The sequence below is a fragment of the Tatumella ptyseos ATCC 33301 genome (assembly GCF_000735525.1).
GTDB lineage: Bacteria > Pseudomonadota > Gammaproteobacteria > Enterobacterales > Enterobacteriaceae > Tatumella > Tatumella ptyseos.
Map to the genome: position 1 here is coordinate 17,852 of NZ_JMPR01000034.1, position 15,681 is coordinate 33,532.

General features: G+C 52.6%; 18 protein-coding genes and 1 tRNA gene. 7 read left to right on the forward strand and 12 right to left on the reverse strand.

Annotated features, from left to right (window positions below):
- Nucleotides 1–552 precede the first annotated feature (552 nt).
- The 5 genes from GTPT_RS09665 to GTPT_RS09685 all read right to left on the reverse strand — a co-directional run bounded on the left by GTPT_RS09665 (nt 553) and on the right by GTPT_RS09685 (nt 4,169).
- Entirely contained in the window at nt 553–1,815 is a 1,263-nt protein-coding gene (locus GTPT_RS09665) for a tyrosine-type recombinase/integrase (protein ID WP_029991549.1), read from the reverse strand.
- A gap of 161 nt (nt 1,816–1,976) precedes the next feature.
- Nucleotides 1,977–2,052 (reverse strand) — tRNA-Asn (locus tag GTPT_RS09670).
- A 366-nt stretch (nt 2,053–2,418) separates the two neighbouring features.
- Nucleotides 2,419–2,883: a VOC family protein gene (locus tag GTPT_RS09675; RefSeq protein WP_241964820.1), complete on the reverse strand. Its 465-nt coding sequence runs from the start codon at nt 2,881–2,883 to the stop codon at nt 2,419–2,421.
- A 101-nt stretch (nt 2,884–2,984) separates the two neighbouring features.
- Nucleotides 2,985–3,485, reverse strand: coding sequence for a GNAT family N-acetyltransferase (locus tag GTPT_RS09680; protein ID WP_051170936.1), 501 nt, complete (start codon nt 3,483–3,485; stop codon nt 2,985–2,987).
- A 372-nt stretch (nt 3,486–3,857) separates the two neighbouring features.
- Complete coding sequence (locus GTPT_RS09685) at nt 3,858–4,169, reverse strand: hypothetical protein (RefSeq protein ID WP_025902065.1); 312 nt, start codon at nt 4,167–4,169, stop codon at nt 3,858–3,860.
- Between the two features lie 155 nt (nt 4,170–4,324).
- Here GTPT_RS09685 and GTPT_RS09690 point away from each other — a divergent pair, with 155 nt between their 5' ends.
- Nucleotides 4,325–4,543, forward strand: coding sequence for a DUF7661 family protein (locus GTPT_RS09690; protein WP_025902066.1), 219 nt, complete (start codon nt 4,325–4,327; stop codon nt 4,541–4,543).
- Between the two features lie 70 nt (nt 4,544–4,613).
- On the opposite strand, the gene GTPT_RS09695 is transcribed toward GTPT_RS09690, so the two are convergent.
- The 5 genes from GTPT_RS09695 to shiA all read right to left on the reverse strand — a co-directional run bounded on the left by GTPT_RS09695 (nt 4,614) and on the right by shiA (nt 9,814).
- A complete protein-coding gene (locus tag GTPT_RS09695) occupies nt 4,614–5,444 on the reverse strand; it encodes a metal ABC transporter permease (protein ID WP_025902067.1) in 831 nt (276 codons plus the stop codon).
- The gene (locus tag GTPT_RS09700) at nt 5,437–6,336 is read right to left on the reverse strand and encodes a metal ABC transporter permease (RefSeq protein ID WP_051170939.1); all 900 of its coding nucleotides are present in this window, start codon (nt 6,334–6,336) and stop codon (nt 5,437–5,439) included. The genes GTPT_RS09695 and GTPT_RS09700 overlap by 8 nt, the downstream gene beginning before the upstream one ends.
- A gap of 12 nt (nt 6,337–6,348) precedes the next feature.
- Entirely contained in the window at nt 6,349–7,173 is an 825-nt protein-coding gene (locus GTPT_RS09705) for a metal ABC transporter ATP-binding protein (RefSeq protein WP_029991557.1), read from the reverse strand.
- Nucleotide 7,174: 1 nt separating this feature from the next.
- Complete coding sequence (locus tag GTPT_RS09710) at nt 7,175–8,173, reverse strand: metal ABC transporter solute-binding protein, Zn/Mn family (protein WP_081671491.1); 999 nt, start codon at nt 8,171–8,173, stop codon at nt 7,175–7,177.
- A gap of 318 nt (nt 8,174–8,491) precedes the next feature.
- Nucleotides 8,492–9,814: a shikimate transporter gene (gene shiA / locus GTPT_RS09715; RefSeq protein WP_025902071.1), complete on the reverse strand. Its 1,323-nt coding sequence runs from the start codon at nt 9,812–9,814 to the stop codon at nt 8,492–8,494.
- 374 nt (nt 9,815–10,188) lie between these two features.
- Between shiA and GTPT_RS09720 the strand changes: the two genes are divergently transcribed.
- From GTPT_RS09720 to dsrB, 5 genes are all read left to right on the forward strand, one after another.
- Nucleotides 10,189–10,893, forward strand: coding sequence for a phosphohydrolase (locus GTPT_RS09720; RefSeq protein ID WP_029991560.1), 705 nt, complete (start codon nt 10,189–10,191; stop codon nt 10,891–10,893).
- Between the two features lie 312 nt (nt 10,894–11,205).
- Nucleotides 11,206–11,484 carry a hypothetical protein gene (locus GTPT_RS09725; RefSeq protein ID WP_025902073.1) on the forward strand — a complete coding sequence of 93 codons (279 nt, stop codon included), beginning with the start codon at nt 11,206–11,208 and terminating at the stop codon, nt 11,482–11,484.
- A gap of 76 nt (nt 11,485–11,560) precedes the next feature.
- Nucleotides 11,561–12,475 (forward strand): DUF808 family protein, encoded by a 915-nt coding sequence (locus GTPT_RS09730; RefSeq protein WP_029991561.1) that lies wholly within the window; start codon nt 11,561–11,563, stop codon nt 12,473–12,475.
- A gap of 29 nt (nt 12,476–12,504) precedes the next feature.
- Entirely contained in the window at nt 12,505–12,639 is a 135-nt protein-coding gene (locus tag GTPT_RS17925) for a hypothetical protein (protein ID WP_256360146.1), read from the forward strand.
- A 114-nt stretch (nt 12,640–12,753) separates the two neighbouring features.
- A complete protein-coding gene (gene dsrB / locus GTPT_RS09735) occupies nt 12,754–12,954 on the forward strand; it encodes a protein DsrB (protein ID WP_029991562.1) in 201 nt (66 codons plus the stop codon).
- A 34-nt stretch (nt 12,955–12,988) separates the two neighbouring features.
- Here the strand turns inward: dsrB and rcsA are convergent, their stop codons facing one another.
- Nucleotides 12,989–13,618 carry a transcriptional regulator RcsA gene (rcsA, locus tag GTPT_RS09740; RefSeq protein ID WP_025902076.1) on the reverse strand — a complete coding sequence of 210 codons (630 nt, stop codon included), beginning with the start codon at nt 13,616–13,618 and terminating at the stop codon, nt 12,989–12,991.
- A gap of 843 nt (nt 13,619–14,461) precedes the next feature.
- Between rcsA and GTPT_RS09745 the strand changes: the two genes are divergently transcribed.
- Nucleotides 14,462–14,935, forward strand: a complete 474-nt coding sequence (locus GTPT_RS09745) for a phosphatase domain-containing protein (RefSeq protein ID WP_025902077.1) — start codon at nt 14,462–14,464, stop codon at nt 14,933–14,935.
- 148 nt (nt 14,936–15,083) lie between these two features.
- Here GTPT_RS09745 and GTPT_RS16740 read toward each other — a convergent pair whose 3' ends face one another.
- On the reverse strand, nt 15,084–15,419 hold the full coding sequence (locus GTPT_RS16740; protein WP_025902078.1) for a transcriptional antitermination N peptide: 336 nt from the start codon (nt 15,417–15,419) through the stop codon (nt 15,084–15,086).
- Nucleotides 15,420–15,681: the final 262 nt, after the last annotated feature.

Here is a 15,681-nt window from a genome sequence, read left to right on the forward strand (position 1 = left end):
ATCTGTTATAAATCAATTGATTAAGTGTTAATAAAATATTTTTGATAGCCATCATATTATAAAATGCCCTTTATCCATCGTTATCCACCGAAAAAATTTCTACGTAGAAATTTTTTGTACGGTTTCCTCTCAATAACCGTACTTCCGAACGGTATGGTCTATTAATCAGCTTCTACTGATGATTGCGCCAGTCAAAAGAAAAAGGCCGGAAAGGATAAGGGGCGACTAAGGGTAACAGCGCCAGACCGGAAAGGGCCAAAGGGCTTAAAAGGCTGTAACTGGCGGAGATAGATATATATCCGGCAATATCTGGCGCAGGCTGCCTGGCAGCGATTGCAAGAAATTATTTACCGTAAGTAATTCTCGATATTTAACAATTGATTTATAAAGTATTGATAGGTTTTGGTACAAAATTATTCTACCCAGAATAATTTTGTACGCTTTCCGATTAATAACCAAAAAATTTAAGGTAAATCCTTTCAATGCAAAAAGCAGATCCGTATTCAATCAGGATCTGCTTTTCCATTATCAAAAAATTACGCAATGACTGGCTCAGGCTGCCTTATGCTGCCGCGCATAAATATACGGCGCAATGTACCCTTTGCTGCTCGAATCCAGATAATCCGACCACCACTGCATCATGGCTTTACGGGCGTCGAGGTGTTCAGCGCGGTGGATATACTCCGCCCGCACGCTGTTGCGCTCCTGATGGCTCATCTGTCGCTCAACGGCGTCCCGGGACCAGAGTTCAGACTCCACCAGTGCGCTACAGGCCATTGCCCGGAAACCATGTCCACATACTTCTGTTTTTGTGTCGTACCCCATCAGACGCAGCGCCCGGTTGACGGTGTTTTCACTCATCGGCTTGTATGGGTTATGGTCGCCGGGGAACACCAGTTCCTGATGACCGGATATCTCCTGAATCTGCTTCAGAATGGCAATCGCCTGCCGGGAAAGCGGCACGATATGCGGGGTACGCATTTTTGCACCACGGCCAGAAAACCGGACTTTCTCAATCGCTTCGCGGGTGGCGGGAATAGTCCAGATTTTGTTTCTGAAATCAATTTCGCCCCAGCGGGCAAAGCGTAGTTCGCTGGAGCGGATAAACAGGTGGAGAGTCAGCACCACCGCCAGCCTTGTCAACTGCCGTCCCTGCTGATAATCGCCAATACGCTCAAACAATTCGGGCAGGCGCTCCAGCGGCAGGGCGGGATAATGATTTTTAACCGGCGGTGCGGTGACGCCTTCCAGATGCAGCGCCGGATTGTTTTCAATGAGCCCCTGCTGAACGGCGTAACGCATGATGTTGCAGAGCTGCTGCCGGGTACGGGACGCGACTTCCAGAAAGCCTTTTTCCTCGATAACTTTCAGCAACGCGGTGAAGTGTTGCGTTTTCAGTGAGGTTACAGGCAGATGACCAATCGACGGAAAAATATGGTTGTTCATACTGGCAAGAATGCGCTCTGCATAATCCGCCGACCATTTTTTGTTGGTCTTGTGCCATGCCAGCGCCACGGCTTTAAAACATTTTTCCGGGGATACGGCAGCTTTCTCCGTGATGCGCTGCTGCGCCGGATTGATATTCTGCGCCAGCAGCTTGCGGACACCATCGCGCTGTTGCCGTGCCTCCGCGAGAGAAATCAGCGGATAGGCACCCAGACTGACACGGGACTCTTTGCCGTTGAAGCGATACTTGAGATACCAGATACGTGAACCGCCGGGATTGACCAGCAGATACAGACCGTGTGAATCAGACAGTTTTACGGGTTTAGAAGAGGGTTTTAAATTGCGGATTTTTGAATCGTTTAAAGACATTTGGGGGTCACTCCAGAATCGAACTAAACTGACCCCAGATCTGACCACCAAATTAACCGGATGCGGAGGGAAAAACAGATACGCATCGGGAAAGATTTTTGCGCTAACTTATTGAATCATAACTAAATAAAGACTCATAAGGAAGCGTAAGAATCGAAATTTGGCTCCTCTGACTGGACTCGAACCAGTGACATACGGATTAACAGTCCGCCGTTCTACCGACTGAACTACAGAGGAATTGTCGTGAAGACGGGGCGAATATTAACGGGCCAAGAGGGGCTTGTCAAAGCACTTTCGCCCCCTTTGCGTCCGTATGCCGAAGATTTCACCAGAGAGGCCGTAGAACAGTCCATTTGTGTTTTTACTGTGCAGCACGGCGCAGGCTTGCCGGTAGGCCAGTGGGGGGAGGATGTCCCTGCACGGTTTACCGTGGATAGTTGTCACCAGTTAAAGGAGAGCGGTCGCCCGGATCAGGCTAACCGTACCGGTGATGCGACGACTCACCGGTCAGGAGATGTGCACAGGCGTAATTTACCAGTGAGGACTTTCAGAGACGGCGCAGTGTCCACTGCGCGGCCTCTGGCGAACCTGCACGTCCCTGGCTCAGAGGGCTTGCTGAGCGTAGGCACAAAGTTTATTACCGTACGGGTCCCGCAAATAAGCGATAAATTTACCATCTTTACGCAGGTGGGGTGCACTTTCGGCCGATTTTCCGCCGGATTTAACGCCTGCCTGGTGCCAGGCCTGTACATCTTCTGCACTGCTTAGCAGGAACCCGATCGTCCCGCCATTGGCCGGGGTTGCCGGTTGACCGTTTATCGGCAAGGTTACGATAAACCGCTGGCCTCCCTTCCGGTAAAAGGGACGATTAAGGGCGTCAATACCGGCATCATCAATCCCGGTAAAACGAAAAATAGCATCATAAAATTTTTTAGATAGCTGAAGATCATCAGAACCCACGACCACATGACTGAACATAATTTTTGTCTCCTGAAGTGTCAGATCCGTTTTTTCACTGATTGCCGGACCGCGGCTGTCCGCAATATTTCCGGCGGAACCTTTGTTCACCGCCTGCTGCGTCCGTATTGCGTGCCTGGCCACACAGGGTACACTGTCACGCCTGCATTGTCAGGCCATAATGAATGACTTCCCCGGCAGGCAGAGACCCGTTACAGGGATAAATCTTCAGGGGCAGGGTTACCGTCCACCTGTTGTGCCATATGGATATAGCGCAGCCCTTTTTTTTCGAACGGTGCAGAGCAGGGCGAAAATCCCCGTTTCCGGTAGAAATCTGCAGCACTCAGTCTGGCATCCAGTTCAAAGCGCCGAGCGCCTTCCTGTATCAGCAGTGCGATCACCCGGTTCAGTAACGCACTGCCGGCACCCTGGTGTTGCCATTCCGGCAGGGTGGCAAATTTACGTATCTGCCAGCAATGTTCCTGCTGACGAAAAACAGACAGGCAGCAGATGAGGGTCCCTGCACGGGTGATCCCGAAATGGCGGGCAGAGTCATCCCCCGGCACGCGGGAAAAGGACAGAGGTTTATCCGGCCAGAGCACCCGTTGTCTGAGTGCCAGGCAGTGTATATAGCTGACCGGACCCAGGGTGGTCGTGCTGTCAGAGAACGAAAATTCACCGGTCCCGTTTTCGGCCCGGGGGGGTATTAACATCTGCCGGCTCCTTTCTGGCGCGGTATCACCGTCATGTAGCAGAGATTTCTGCTGTGTACAGGCTGATCAGTTGATACCGGGCGGGTTGCTGATAGCTTTTAATATCAGTGCTGACGCCGGAAGTAAACAGGGGATCACGCACCCTCAGGTTAACCAGAACGGTGAGGGACAGACAACGGTGTTGAGATGCCGGACGATAGGGGTGTATGAGGGGGCAAGGTACGCCCGATCAACGGTGTCTCCGGCTGGCTGCCTTTACCACGGTGCGGCACAGGGGGAACTCTCACCGTCAGGCAGGGCAGAGCGGCGACTGAGGGCGGGCCTTACCGGGGGCGCGGCGGTTACACCCGGTAAAGCCCGTCATAACGAAGGTCAGCCGGATTTTTCGCTGATACCCGCCATAAACTGCGAACAATTCGAGCCCACAGCCGCGGCATTGATTTGCTGCTGATCCAGCCGGAAAGCATTCATTACCAGTGAACCCTGCAGTTTTTGGGCGGTTAACTGACCCAGCGTACGTACCTGCTCAGGTGCCAGCATATGGTTATCCACGGCAACATTCAGTACCGAGCATGTGGAGTTAATAATATTATATCGGGCAACCGTGGCATTATTCACAGAGAATCCCACCACGCCGCCAATCACAATCAGCCCGGTCCACAGTAATATTTTTTTTACTTTCATTGTTATTGCCTCTTCGTCGATAAGCTGACAATGTTACCTAAGATCTGTGCGGAGGTAATAAAAAATCTTATTTCTTTCCACTACCTCGCGGAATTTTCATTGTCTTCAGACAGCGATACCGGCGGCTATTGAGTATGACGGAGTACGGAGGAAAAATGCTGATTTATAGTGTCTTCGGACGATATATCGGTGTGCGCCGTGAACAGAATCGCTGGCAGGTGTTTCGTATCGATATGACAGAGCGTAAATATTCAAGGCTGCGGGAGTGTGTTATTCCGGACACCCTGACGGAAGATGAAATCCCCCGCTGGCTGGACGATATATTCCATGAGTCAGCCACGGAAAAGTATCCGGAGATTATTCGTATTGAATGAATCTGGTGTCAGCCATCCTGTCCGTGATGAAACGGGAGAGACAGGCCAGAGCCCTGGCCCGGCAGGCGGATCACCGGCCGGCGGGTGACGCCTCCTGTGGCGGCAGGGTGTGTGTTGTCTGACGTCGCCCCGAATATATCCGTTCAGCGAGGTACAGTAATGCACCCAGCGTACCGACAAAAAAACCGGGCGGCCAGTCAGTAAACCAGGAGAGAGCTATCGCACTCCATACGATGGTCAGAGCGACGGCTACCGACAGCAGTAATGCGGGGAACGGGCGGCGGCTCAGTGAGCGTGCAATTGCCGGGGGTGCAATCATCAGGCTGAACACCAGTAACGATCCGACAACCGGTACCGCGATGCTGGTGGTCAATGCCAGCAACGTGAGAAACCCCAATTCGGTACTGCGCAGCGGAATACCGCGAACCGCCGCCAGCTCTGCGGAAAATGAACTGAGCAGTAAACGACGGAATAACAGAGCGACCAGTAATACGGTAATGACGGCTGAAATGACCAGCGGGATCAGTTGCGAACGACTGATGCCCAGTAAATCGCCAAATAACAGTGAATAGACTGCCCGTGAATAACGCCCGCTCAGACTAAGCAGGAGAGTGCCTGCCCCCAGTAACGTCACCAGGCAAAGCGCGGTCGCGACTTCATGACGGTGCTGGCGGCTGAAGACATTGATCCCCAGAGCGCCGATCGAGGCAAAAAGCAGAACGCCATAAAAAGGATTAATACCCAGTAATACCGCAGCAGCGGCTCCGGGGAAGGCACCCATCGGCAGGGCATGGGCGGTAAAAGATGCACCGCGCAGGATGACAAAAAATCCGACCATGCCGCAGACAATGGCGACCAGCGTCGCCGCTGTCCAGCTGGTAAACATAAAACCGCTAAACATGTTTTCTCTTCCTGAATCGCTGCCGGTCCGAACCGGCTTGCGGCACAATGGCCCGGGCGAGAATGCCGCTGAACCCCCAGGCAATAAAAATGAGACTGACGATAAAGAAGCTGACCGGCCAGCCCTGACTGTGAGGCCAATAGAAGCTTTCATACGCCAGCCATACGCCCAGCCAGACGGCTGACAGCCCGGTAATAGCGGAAAGTACGACGGCCGACAGCGGTGAGCGGGCAAATTTAAGAGCGATCGCGGCCGGACCAATCAGTAAAGCCGTGGATAAAATGGCTCCGACGGTCATCGACGATAAGGCAACCGCCAGCGCCAGCGCTGACAATTGCAATACGCCGATCAGTCTGACATTGATGCCGCGGATCCTCGCCAGATCGGGGTCAATGGCACACAGTAATACCGGTCGCCAGATAAGCGACAGCAGCAGTAGCGCACATCCTGCAGTCAGCAGTATCCAGGGGATAACCGATGCCGGTAATGTCCAAATGGAGCCGAACATCACCGATAGCGTTGCGCCGGAAGCATTCTGTTTTTTGACGGCAAACCAGAGAAACAGCGCCGAACAGCCCAGCCCGGCACCGAGAACAATACCGGTGGAAAGGCTTCGTTCCCGTTGGCGGCGTGTCGCACTCAGCTCGATACCTGCAGCCCCTGCCAGAGCCATCAGAATAAAACCGGTCAGCGCATTTATGCCGAGTAAGAAGGAGGCCGCGCCGCCGGCACTACTGATGTCAGATAAGGCATGCCCGGCAAAGGCATGGCCGCGCATTAACGCAAATACGCCGGTGACCCCGCAGACGATGGCGGCTCCCCCGCCAACGGTCAGTGCAGTCTGTACAGGAGCACTGCTGAAAAATCCGTGACTGATAAATAAGGAAAACATCTGCGTCGTCCTTCAGGGAACAGAAATAACATGTGGTGGCTGACATTCATCCGTTTCAGCCATGCCGGGATCGCCGGCCACCACCAGAATACGGCCGTGTACCCGGATAACATCGATATGATAGCCGTAGAGCTGACTCAGCACGCCGGTACGGATAACCTCGCCGGTCGGGCCACTGGCCGCCCGGCCGTTAGCCAGATACACCACCCGGTCCATGGCAGGCAATAGCGGGTTGATATCATGGGCAGAGAGCAGCACAGACACCTGTTGCTCACGGGCCAGTCGTCTGAGCAGACCGACGATCTCAGCCGCTGCGGCCATGTCCAGATTCGACAGAGGCTCATCCAGTAACAGCAGGTTCGGGCGACGGATCAGTGCATGCGCAATTAACACCCGCTGTTGCTGCCCGCCGGAGAGACGGCCGATACGCTGGCCTGCAAAAGGCAGCGCATCCACCGCATCCAGCATTTCATCGATACGCTGCCGGTAACGGCGGGGGCGTAAGCTAAAGCCCGGGCGGTGACCGTCCAGACCAAGCGCAACGACATCGCGGGCTGTCAGCGGAATATCCGGATCCAGGATATTCTTCTGTGGGACATAACCGACCGCAGCCAGCCCCTGCCGGACATTACCGCCGTTAAGTGTGATTTCCCCGGCTGAAAAATCCTGTAAACCCAGCAGGGCGCGAAACAGTGTGGTTTTTCCGCAGCCATTGGCCCCGATAAGGCCACAGAATTCTCCGTGGCCGATATCAAAACTGACATCCTGAAGTACCCGATGGCCGGGGTAGTTAACCCCCAACTGACGGACACGTAACACCGGTGATTCGGTCATCATTTCACCGTTTACCGGCAATCAGCGATTCAGTCGATACCTGATCACTCACTGCGTGACGTAATGCACTGATTTCAGCCAGCATCCATGACTGATAGTGATAGCCGGGTTCCGGCATGGTTTCATAAACCCCTGCCACCGGAATATGATTTTTCCGCGCCAGCGCCAGGAAATGACTGGTGACCGGGTCTGTCACCTGCTGGTTATAGACAAAGACCCGCACCTTACGTTGTGCCAGCAATTCATTCTGTTCACTGACTAGCTGTGGCGCGGGGTCGATATCATTCATAATGCCGTATTCCAGAGCTTCAGGGGTGAGAATTTTCGCGCCCATGGCTTTCAGCAGATAGTCCGCCACCGGCTCAGTCACTGCCACAGGCGTGTCAGGGAAATCGTTCTTAAAGGCCGTTATTGCTGCATTGACCGGTTCCATGGACTGACGGAATTTACCGGCATTTTCCCGGAATTCTGCCGCATGTTCCGGCATTTTACTCGCCAGCTGGTCGGCAATCGCATCGGCGACCGCAGGCATGGTCTGAGGATCGTACCATAAATGCGGGTTGGCGGTATTCTCAGGTAACTTCAGCAGGGAGTGAACATTGATCACGTTACGCTTTGCATTGGGTGATGCGGCAATCAGTTTGTCTGCCCAGTCATCATAACCGGCTCCGTTTTCGACAATCAGGGTGGCATGAGCTATCTGGCGGGCGATGCCCGGGCTGGCTTCAAAAGCGTGCGGGTCGGTATTCGGGTCTGAAATCAGCGACGTCACTTCCACATATTTCCCGCCGATCTGACTGATAATATCGGCATACTGATTTTCGATACCGATGGCATGGATATGGGAGGGCGAGTTTTCTGCTGCCAGGCTTAACGAGCTGACACTCAGCAGAGCCGTCATTGCGGCCAGGACTCCCGCGGCTTTGATTCGGGGAGAAAGGCCGCGCGGAGTTGCGTTCTGTACGGTCAGTGCGTGTGTTGCTGATTTTCTGTTGATATGCATCAGGATCCCCATCCTCAGAGTGTGGCTATAATGTAATGTTATAATATAACAACTTTAATTCGGGGTAATGCTATACCTTCTGAAAAGAATGTCAAGCGTTTGACGCTGGCGTGATAATAAATTTGTACCGCCCGGTCACGGAAACGGGGAAAGTCTGCGGCTGTAGTCGTCCGGGGCAGGAATGTCAGTGGCCCTGAGAGGGGGACCATCAGCAAGGATATATCTGACAGGATCAACCTGTGATCGGCGTAAACAGCAGCAAGTGAGGAGCTGCTCTCTCAGGCGAGACCACCCGGGAGAGCAGGACCACAGCCGGGGTCAGGCGCGGCGGGGTTTCATAAAAATAGCGACCAGCAGGGAAATCAGACATCCTGCCATCAGATACAGCGCCACGCTGTGCCAGGCTCCGTCTGACCAGGTCACCAGTGCCGCGGCGATAAATGGCGTGAAGCCTCCGCCGACCACGCTGGCAACCTGGTATCCGACACCGGCACCGCTGTAACGATAGCGGGCACCAAACATTTCGGTAAACATTGGCTGCTGAACACAAACCACCATATCGTGGGCAATATTTGCCAGCATCAGCGAAAAGAAGAGAATTCCTGCCATAGAACGGCTTTCTAACGCCATAAAAAACGGAATGGCACTGAAGGTACCGATCAGCGCACCGGCAATATAAATGCGTCTTCTGCCATAGGTATCGGCAAGCCAGGCAAAGCAGGGGATAGTGACGCAACTGACCGCCCCCACCAGCAGACCGATATTCAGGAACAATTCGCGCGATAATCCCAGATTCTGGGTGGAATAGCTCAGGGCAAAGGTGGTCACAATATACATGGTCAGTAATTCGCACAACCTGAGCGCGATGATCTGCAGGAAGGCTCCCGGGTGACGAAGCATCGCCTGGATCACCGGCAGACCGGCCGGGGATTCCGGTACCGTCGTCTGCTGTTGTGCCGCCTTTTCGAATTCTTCTGATTCATGCATCCCACAGCGTATCCAGAGCGCGATAGCCACCAGCAATACGCTGAAAATAAACGGCAGACGCCATCCCCAGCTCAGGAATTGCTGGTCAGTGGTGAAGTGGTTTATCAGCGACACCAGCCCGGTCGACAGTAGCAGTCCGACGCCGTAACCCACCTGGACTCCGCTGCTGTAAAAGGCTTTTTTCTTTTCCGGGGCACTTTCGACAGACAGCAGAGCCGCGCCGCCCCATTCACCGCCGACCGCAAAGCCCTGAACGGCCCGCAATACTACCAGCAGCACAGGAGCCAGCCAGCCTATCTGGTCAAATGTCGGGAGCAGGCCAATGGCTGCGGTTGCGCATCCCATGATCCACACGGTCAGCATCAGCATACGCTTACGGCCCAGGCGATCGCCGAAATGGCCGAAGATAATGCCTCCCAGCGGGCGGAACAGAAAGCCCACACCAAAGGTAGCAAACGCCGCCAGCGTTCCCATGGCGGGGCTTATCTGTGGAAAAAATTCATGATTAAACACCAGAGCTGCAGTGATGCCATATAACAGGAAGTCATACCAGTCGACGACGGCACCGGCAAAACTTCCCCAGGCTGCCCGCTTCGCCCGGGACAGGGCAGTGATATTAACCCCCGGGGTATCTGATGTAAGTGTTGAGTCCATAATTGTCCTGCCAGAAATTAGTTTTTATTATCACACAGGCATGTCATTGACCGTGACCTTCTGAGATCACAGGGGCCGGATGGCATGCAGGGGTAAGAGACTAGCGCGACAAGCGGCCGGTGAAAACAGTTTTACCTGTGATTCAGGCAGAAAATATAAAATAAAGTTATAACGGCCTGCAAAAAGGCGTTATCCCGTAAGGGGAAGTGAGATCCGCTGGCCGGAAAACGCAAAGGTGCCTGAAACACAGGACGGATAGCTGGCAGGAGGGTGATTGTTACATTAAAAGTGACAGAAGCGCAGGCTCAAACGGTAAAGTTGTCATATGCTTAACGCAGTACAGGAGTGTAATGGTCAGACAGAGGAGCAGCAGGATGAAAAAATTAAGTGACTGGCAATCAGCGTTTGACCAATGGTTTCGGCTTAACTGGGATCATGAAGACAAAGCCCATGATCTGGCTCATTTACAACGGGTGTGGGCCAGTGCCCGTAAAATTATGCAGGACACTGACGCTGACCCGCTGGTGGTACTGACGGCCTGCTATTTCCATGATGTGGTGAATTTACCGAAAAATCATCCTGAACGGCATCTGGCCTCCGGCTACGCGGCGCGTGAGACCCTGAGAGTACTGGCTGCTGATTTTCCGGATTTCCCGCAGTCCTTGTATGCTGCCGTCAGTCATGCGGTGGAAGCCCACAGTTTCAGTGCCGGCATTCCGGCCCGGTCCCTCGAAGCAGAAATTGTTCAGGACGCGGACAGACTGGAATCGCTGGGGGCCATCGGGCTGGCCCGGGTCTTTTATACCTCCGGTGCTCTGGGTCGCCCGTTGTTCGATAGTCAGGATCCGTTCGCCCGTGAGCGCCCGCTGGACGATACCCGCTGGGCACTGGATCACTTCCAGACTAAATTACTGGGGTTACCGGCGACCATGCATACGGAGGCCGGCAAAGCGCTGGCAGAATACCATGCCTCATTTCTGGTGGAGTATATGGCCCGTCTGAGCGATGAACTGTTTCCCGACCAACAGCCGGGCGGGGAAATCCGTCGGGAGTTTATGGACCGCTTAAAACCGTCCTGAAAAACACGTCAGCCCCGGGTAACGGCCCGGGGCATAAAGCCAGCCGCAGTTCACGTAGCACTACAAGGTACCTCCCGCTTCAGCCGCCGACAGCCGGTTATTACCGGACAATACGTTCAGACAGCGATGGCCCGCCGGATGTGCGTTGCCGGTCATCTTATAGTGAGCGGATTATCCTCGCAGGTTCCGGCCATCCGGCGAAATCACAAATGCGTACCCGGCGATAAAATCGCCGGCCGGAGTTTGCGTGACCCCTTAACAATTGAGTAAAGTGGCGAACGATAATCTACACTCACTCTCAGGACTTCAATGATGGCCAGTATTAAACTGACAGTCAGACGACTTTATGCATTACAGGATGAGCGAATGGTGAGCACCCGTGCCACAGCCAGCATCTATGTCGGTGAACAGTTAATTGCCACCGAGGAGATCAGTGGCCTGACGGAGAGCGCTGTCAGCAAATATATCCATCATAAGTTACCTGCCGGTCAGCCGGTCAGGGTTGAGTGGCAGACAACAGGCATTGCCGATATGACAGTCAGTGAAGTCGATTTGTGTCCCTGTTGCCGGCACGATCGCCCTGAGTTCTGAGTAACAACATAACCCTGACGGCCGGTACCGATACACTATTGATCCTCACCGATAGCAGATAATAAAGGAACATCCCTTGGCCGGAACCAGTTTACTTGCATTACTTGATGATATTTCTACCTTGCTGGACGATATTTCCGTGATGGGTAAAGTCGCGGCAAAAAAAACCGCCGGGGTACTGGGGGACGATCTGTCGCTCAATGCTCAGCAGGTGGCCGGTGTGAAAGCGAACCGCGAGCTCCCGGTCGTCTGGGGCGTTGCGAAAGGCTCCTTTCTTAATAAAGTGATCCTGGTTCCGCTGGCGCTGGTGATCTCCGCATTTGCCGCCTGGCTGATTACTCCCTTACTCATGCTGGGAGGTGCTTATCTGAGTTATGAAGGGGTAGAGAAAGTCCTGCACTGGCTCACCGCAGATAAGCAACGTAAAAGCCCTGAAGAACGCCAAAAACGTTTAGAAACGCTGAGCCAGCAGGATGCGGTCAGTTATGAGAAAGACAAAATCAAAGGAGCGATCCGGACGGATTTTATCCTGTCTGCTGAGATTGTAGCGCTGACTCTGGGGATTGTTGCTGAAGCCCCCCTGCTGAACCGGGTCCTGATACTGGCAGGGATTGCGATACTGGTGACGGTCGGGGTCTACGGTATTGTGGCGTTGATTGTCAAAATTGATGACCTGGGATACTGGCTGGAAAAGAAACACTCTGTGGTTGCCCGTAAAACGGGCGCGGGATTACTGTTCCTGGCCCCTCTGTTGATGAAGGTGCTGTCAGTCGTCGGGACGCTGGCAATGTTTCTGGTCGGCGGGGGGATTGTTATCCATGGTATCTCCCGGCTGCATCATGTGATCAGCGGAATAACCCGTCATACCGATGGCTTCCTGCAGACTTTCCTGAGCGATATTCTGGCCCCCCTGATTGTCGGTGCTATCATTGGGTCGATTGTGCTTTTACTGGTAAAACTGTTTGGAAAAATCACCGGTAAGCAGGTATAACTGCGCTCAGCAATCAGTACAGGAGAATAATGATGAGTGACGATATTTTTGAATTTGACATTGATGCACAACTGGCCGACGCTGAAGCCAAAGCTCAGGAAAAAGCCAGCGCGATCCCTGTCAGTTCTGAAGATGAAGGCGACTGTGAAAGCTGTAAAATCTGACGCCGGAAGGCGCTGAATAATTGTGCTATTCTCAAACAGGACACCCTTCCGGTTGTCCTGTTTTGTTTCCGATCACCGGAAAAGGCAGGGGTTATGCTGAGAGAGGAGAAAACAATGCAGGTTGATGAGTGGGTCAGTGTTAAAACGGCCGGCGGCTCACCGCGGACAGGGAAGATCCTGGCGGCAGAAACGTTCAATGAAGGGATAATGTATCTGGTGGCGCTGGAGGAATATCCGCGAGGTATCTGGTTTTTTAATGAAAACAATACAGAGGAAGGTATTTTTGTTCAGCCGATACAGGCTCCTGCAGGTTAATTACCGGTGCCTGCGGACGGGCACCGGCCTGCATTCAGTAGCTGGTGTTTAGCCCGTCTGTCAGGGTTTCGCTGATTTTTATCAACTGATGGATCACCAGCTTATTTCGTGTATTGATTTTCTTCTTAATATTCCCTTTGTGTGACGAGATAGTCTTCACTTTTATCTGCATCCGATCTGAAATCTGCAGCGTATCGCAGCCTGACATCCACATCCGTAACATCTCGGTTTCTGCCCGGCTCAGTGCAACGGGTTTAATTTCCTGCTTTCTCAGTCTGCGCTGGTTGTTTTTTACGCAATTCAGGTGGGGGAGAAGCAGACGATCAAGATTATCGCGCTCCAGCGATTTAGAGGTGATAATAATATTTTCCCGCAGGTACAGATAACCATTAAAGTGCCCGTTCGGTAGCGTCAGGAATATAAAGAACAGGGTATCCGGATGGCGGGCGATAACCTCTTCCACCTCCCGGTTCTCCGGACAAAAATTATCCACACACTGACCGGAAATAAAGACGAAGGAGGGTGCCTGTTGTTCAAAAAGAGCACTGAATTGTTGCGGCGTGTCTATTCCGCTATAGCACTGGCTATCGATACGATGCGAAACCAGATATTCCCTCAACCCCTGTCGGGTAAAGTAACAAGGGTCAATGATAACACTTGACATACTGATTCTTCCTGCCTGGATCAATTATCGTTTCATGACACGCTAAGAGATTACTGATATTTATCCTATCTGTCTTCTCCGCTGAAGGTCGTTACAGAATATCCGGTGTTAAAATGTAAAACGCAAAATTTATTGCCAGATTTGTCGCAAATTGATGGTCATAATAACGTCACCTGCAAGGCAGTTATCTGATTATAAGGGGGTAATCTGCGACATCACCGGCTTTTATATATTGATAACGCCTTATTTTTACAGAGGATATCAGTCCCTGAAGTCGATCACCAGTGATTATAGTGAGAACCAGGTCAACTGACTGAATGGGAGGTTGTTCAACATTCTATTGGCGTGGGCTCTACGGGGCAATGACTCAGGAGTGCTCGCTCAGTAAGAGACCCGCGGATGCAGTCAGTCCGGAGAGGCTGGTCTTCCTGTCTGCCTGGCTGGTCAGTTTCAGCACGGGATGGATTTTATTTTTTAACTGCTGAGGAGCTTTTTATTTATTCAGGACGGATATCTGTATATTAATCACCTTGAGGGGTGTTCTCTATGGTGTGTACTTTAGTATGTCCGGGAAACGTCTTTTGAAAATATCAGCCTGCTGTTCCGGGAATATAATAATTGCCGTCTGTCGGGCCCCTTTCCCGGTTAAACGCTATGGTCGGGGATGGCTCTACAAGAGTGCAGGTGACTGACGCTGTGGGCGTTCCCGACAGTCTCTCCCGGACGCTGCTGATAAAAGACTTTTAATCGGTCACGGAACAATATTATATTTATCCACCTTGATGACTATTTCAATGTAACAATGATGCTCCCCCGGTACGGGTATGTTAAACAGGAGTTTATTTGAAAATTATTCTTATGGATCTTGATGGGGTCATCTGCGATAGCAGCCATCGGGCACACCTGGTGCCGCCGGCAGACAGACGGCAGTGTAACGAGGCATGGCACCCGTTTGTGGCAGAATGTGTGAACGATGCGCCCATTAATGCAGGTCTTGAAATGCTGAACGCATTACTCAGTAGCACTCCCGTTTTTATTATCACCAGCAGACAGCAAAACTTCAGTCAGCAGACCCATCAGTGGCTGAAGGGAAGGGTTTCCGGGGCATTGTATCCTGAAATCATTTATCGTGCGGATCATGACCACCGCCCCCCGGCAGAGTATAAGCGCCATGTTCTGCGCAAGTTGATTGCGCAGGGATACGAGATCCTTTTTGCGATTGATGATGATCCACAGATTGTTGAAATGTATCAACAGGAAAACATTGCTACTTTCCAGCCTGTTACCCGTTGTGTGTCCGTCATTCCGGCAACATAGCCGCAGCAGACTCGCGTCAGAGATCCGTGGCTGATGCCGGTGTAACTTCCCGTAAGTCATAACCCAGGTATCGTGCTAAGGCGTATTACAGGACAGCTCCGGACGCGGCAGCGGCTGGCAGAGAGCAGGGGATGATCCTGTCATCGCCTCAGTCATAGTAAGCAGGAATCGATACCTTTTGCTTTTTCTGTCGTGCATGACAGGTGACAACTGACTCTCCTGCTGATGCCGATGGTAGTGCACAGCGCTCATGACCAAAGACCCTGGCATACTCCAGCAGTTTTTGCCGGTATAGCTGCAATTCTGCAGAGCCGGCCGGTGTTATCGCACGCTCAGTTGGCGGGCGCGTCTGCCGGTTCATAGACAGGGAAGGGAGCGGACGATGCAAAAGCTCTGTACTTTTACTGGCATCGCTTTGCAGTGCCGCACGGCGTTGGCGTCGCCTGCCTGCGGCAGACCCGTTGAAGGGAGTTTTGCGTGTCACTGTGACCTCCTGAAGCTGATGACGCGTATTGCAGTTGAGCCCGCCAATCTTACAGATGTACTGCCTGCAGTAAGCCCCGGCGGCGTAATGTTCCCGGTTTATTCAGTGGGTACGAAAGCCCGTAACAGGTAATAAGTTAAGTACTCTTAAATAATAAAGCAATGATTTATTTAAGTTAAGGAAGGTTTTTGTGTGCGGGATGTTCAGGGATCTTAAGATCAAGGAAAGAGCCCGTCAGGTGGCGGGCGTGTCAGTACTGCGG

What these genes read in the sequence shown, in the direction of transcription:
- GTPT_RS09665 (WP_029991549.1), bottom strand. Translation starts at nt 1,815, where the DNA reads ATGTCTTTAAACGATTCAAAAATCCGCAATTTAAAACCCTCTTCTAAA.
- GTPT_RS09680 (WP_051170936.1), bottom strand. Translation starts at nt 3,485, where the DNA reads ATGTTAATACCCCCCCGGGCCGAAAACGGGACCGGTGAATTTTCGTTC.
- GTPT_RS09685 (WP_025902065.1), bottom strand. Translation starts at nt 4,169, where the DNA reads ATGAAAGTAAAAAAAATATTACTGTGGACCGGGCTGATTGTGATTGGC.
- GTPT_RS09690 (WP_025902066.1), top strand. Translation starts at nt 4,325, where the DNA reads ATGCTGATTTATAGTGTCTTCGGACGATATATCGGTGTGCGCCGTGAA.
- GTPT_RS09695 (WP_025902067.1), bottom strand. Translation starts at nt 5,444, where the DNA reads ATGTTTAGCGGTTTTATGTTTACCAGCTGGACAGCGGCGACGCTGGTC.
- GTPT_RS09700 (WP_051170939.1), bottom strand. Translation starts at nt 6,336, where the DNA reads ATGTTTTCCTTATTTATCAGTCACGGATTTTTCAGCAGTGCTCCTGTA.
- GTPT_RS09705 (WP_029991557.1), bottom strand. Translation starts at nt 7,173, where the DNA reads ATGATGACCGAATCACCGGTGTTACGTGTCCGTCAGTTGGGGGTTAAC.
- GTPT_RS09710 (WP_081671491.1), bottom strand. Translation starts at nt 8,173, where the DNA reads ATGCATATCAACAGAAAATCAGCAACACACGCACTGACCGTACAGAAC.
- shiA (WP_025902071.1), bottom strand. Translation starts at nt 9,814, where the DNA reads ATGGACTCAACACTTACATCAGATACCCCGGGGGTTAATATCACTGCC.
- GTPT_RS09720 (WP_029991560.1), top strand. Translation starts at nt 10,189, where the DNA reads ATGAAAAAATTAAGTGACTGGCAATCAGCGTTTGACCAATGGTTTCGG.
- GTPT_RS09725 (WP_025902073.1), top strand. Translation starts at nt 11,206, where the DNA reads ATGGCCAGTATTAAACTGACAGTCAGACGACTTTATGCATTACAGGAT.
- GTPT_RS17925 (WP_256360146.1), top strand. Translation starts at nt 12,505, where the DNA reads ATGATGAGTGACGATATTTTTGAATTTGACATTGATGCACAACTGGCC.
- dsrB (WP_029991562.1), top strand. Translation starts at nt 12,754, where the DNA reads ATGCAGGTTGATGAGTGGGTCAGTGTTAAAACGGCCGGCGGCTCACCG.
- rcsA (WP_025902076.1), bottom strand. Translation starts at nt 13,618, where the DNA reads ATGTCAAGTGTTATCATTGACCCTTGTTACTTTACCCGACAGGGGTTG.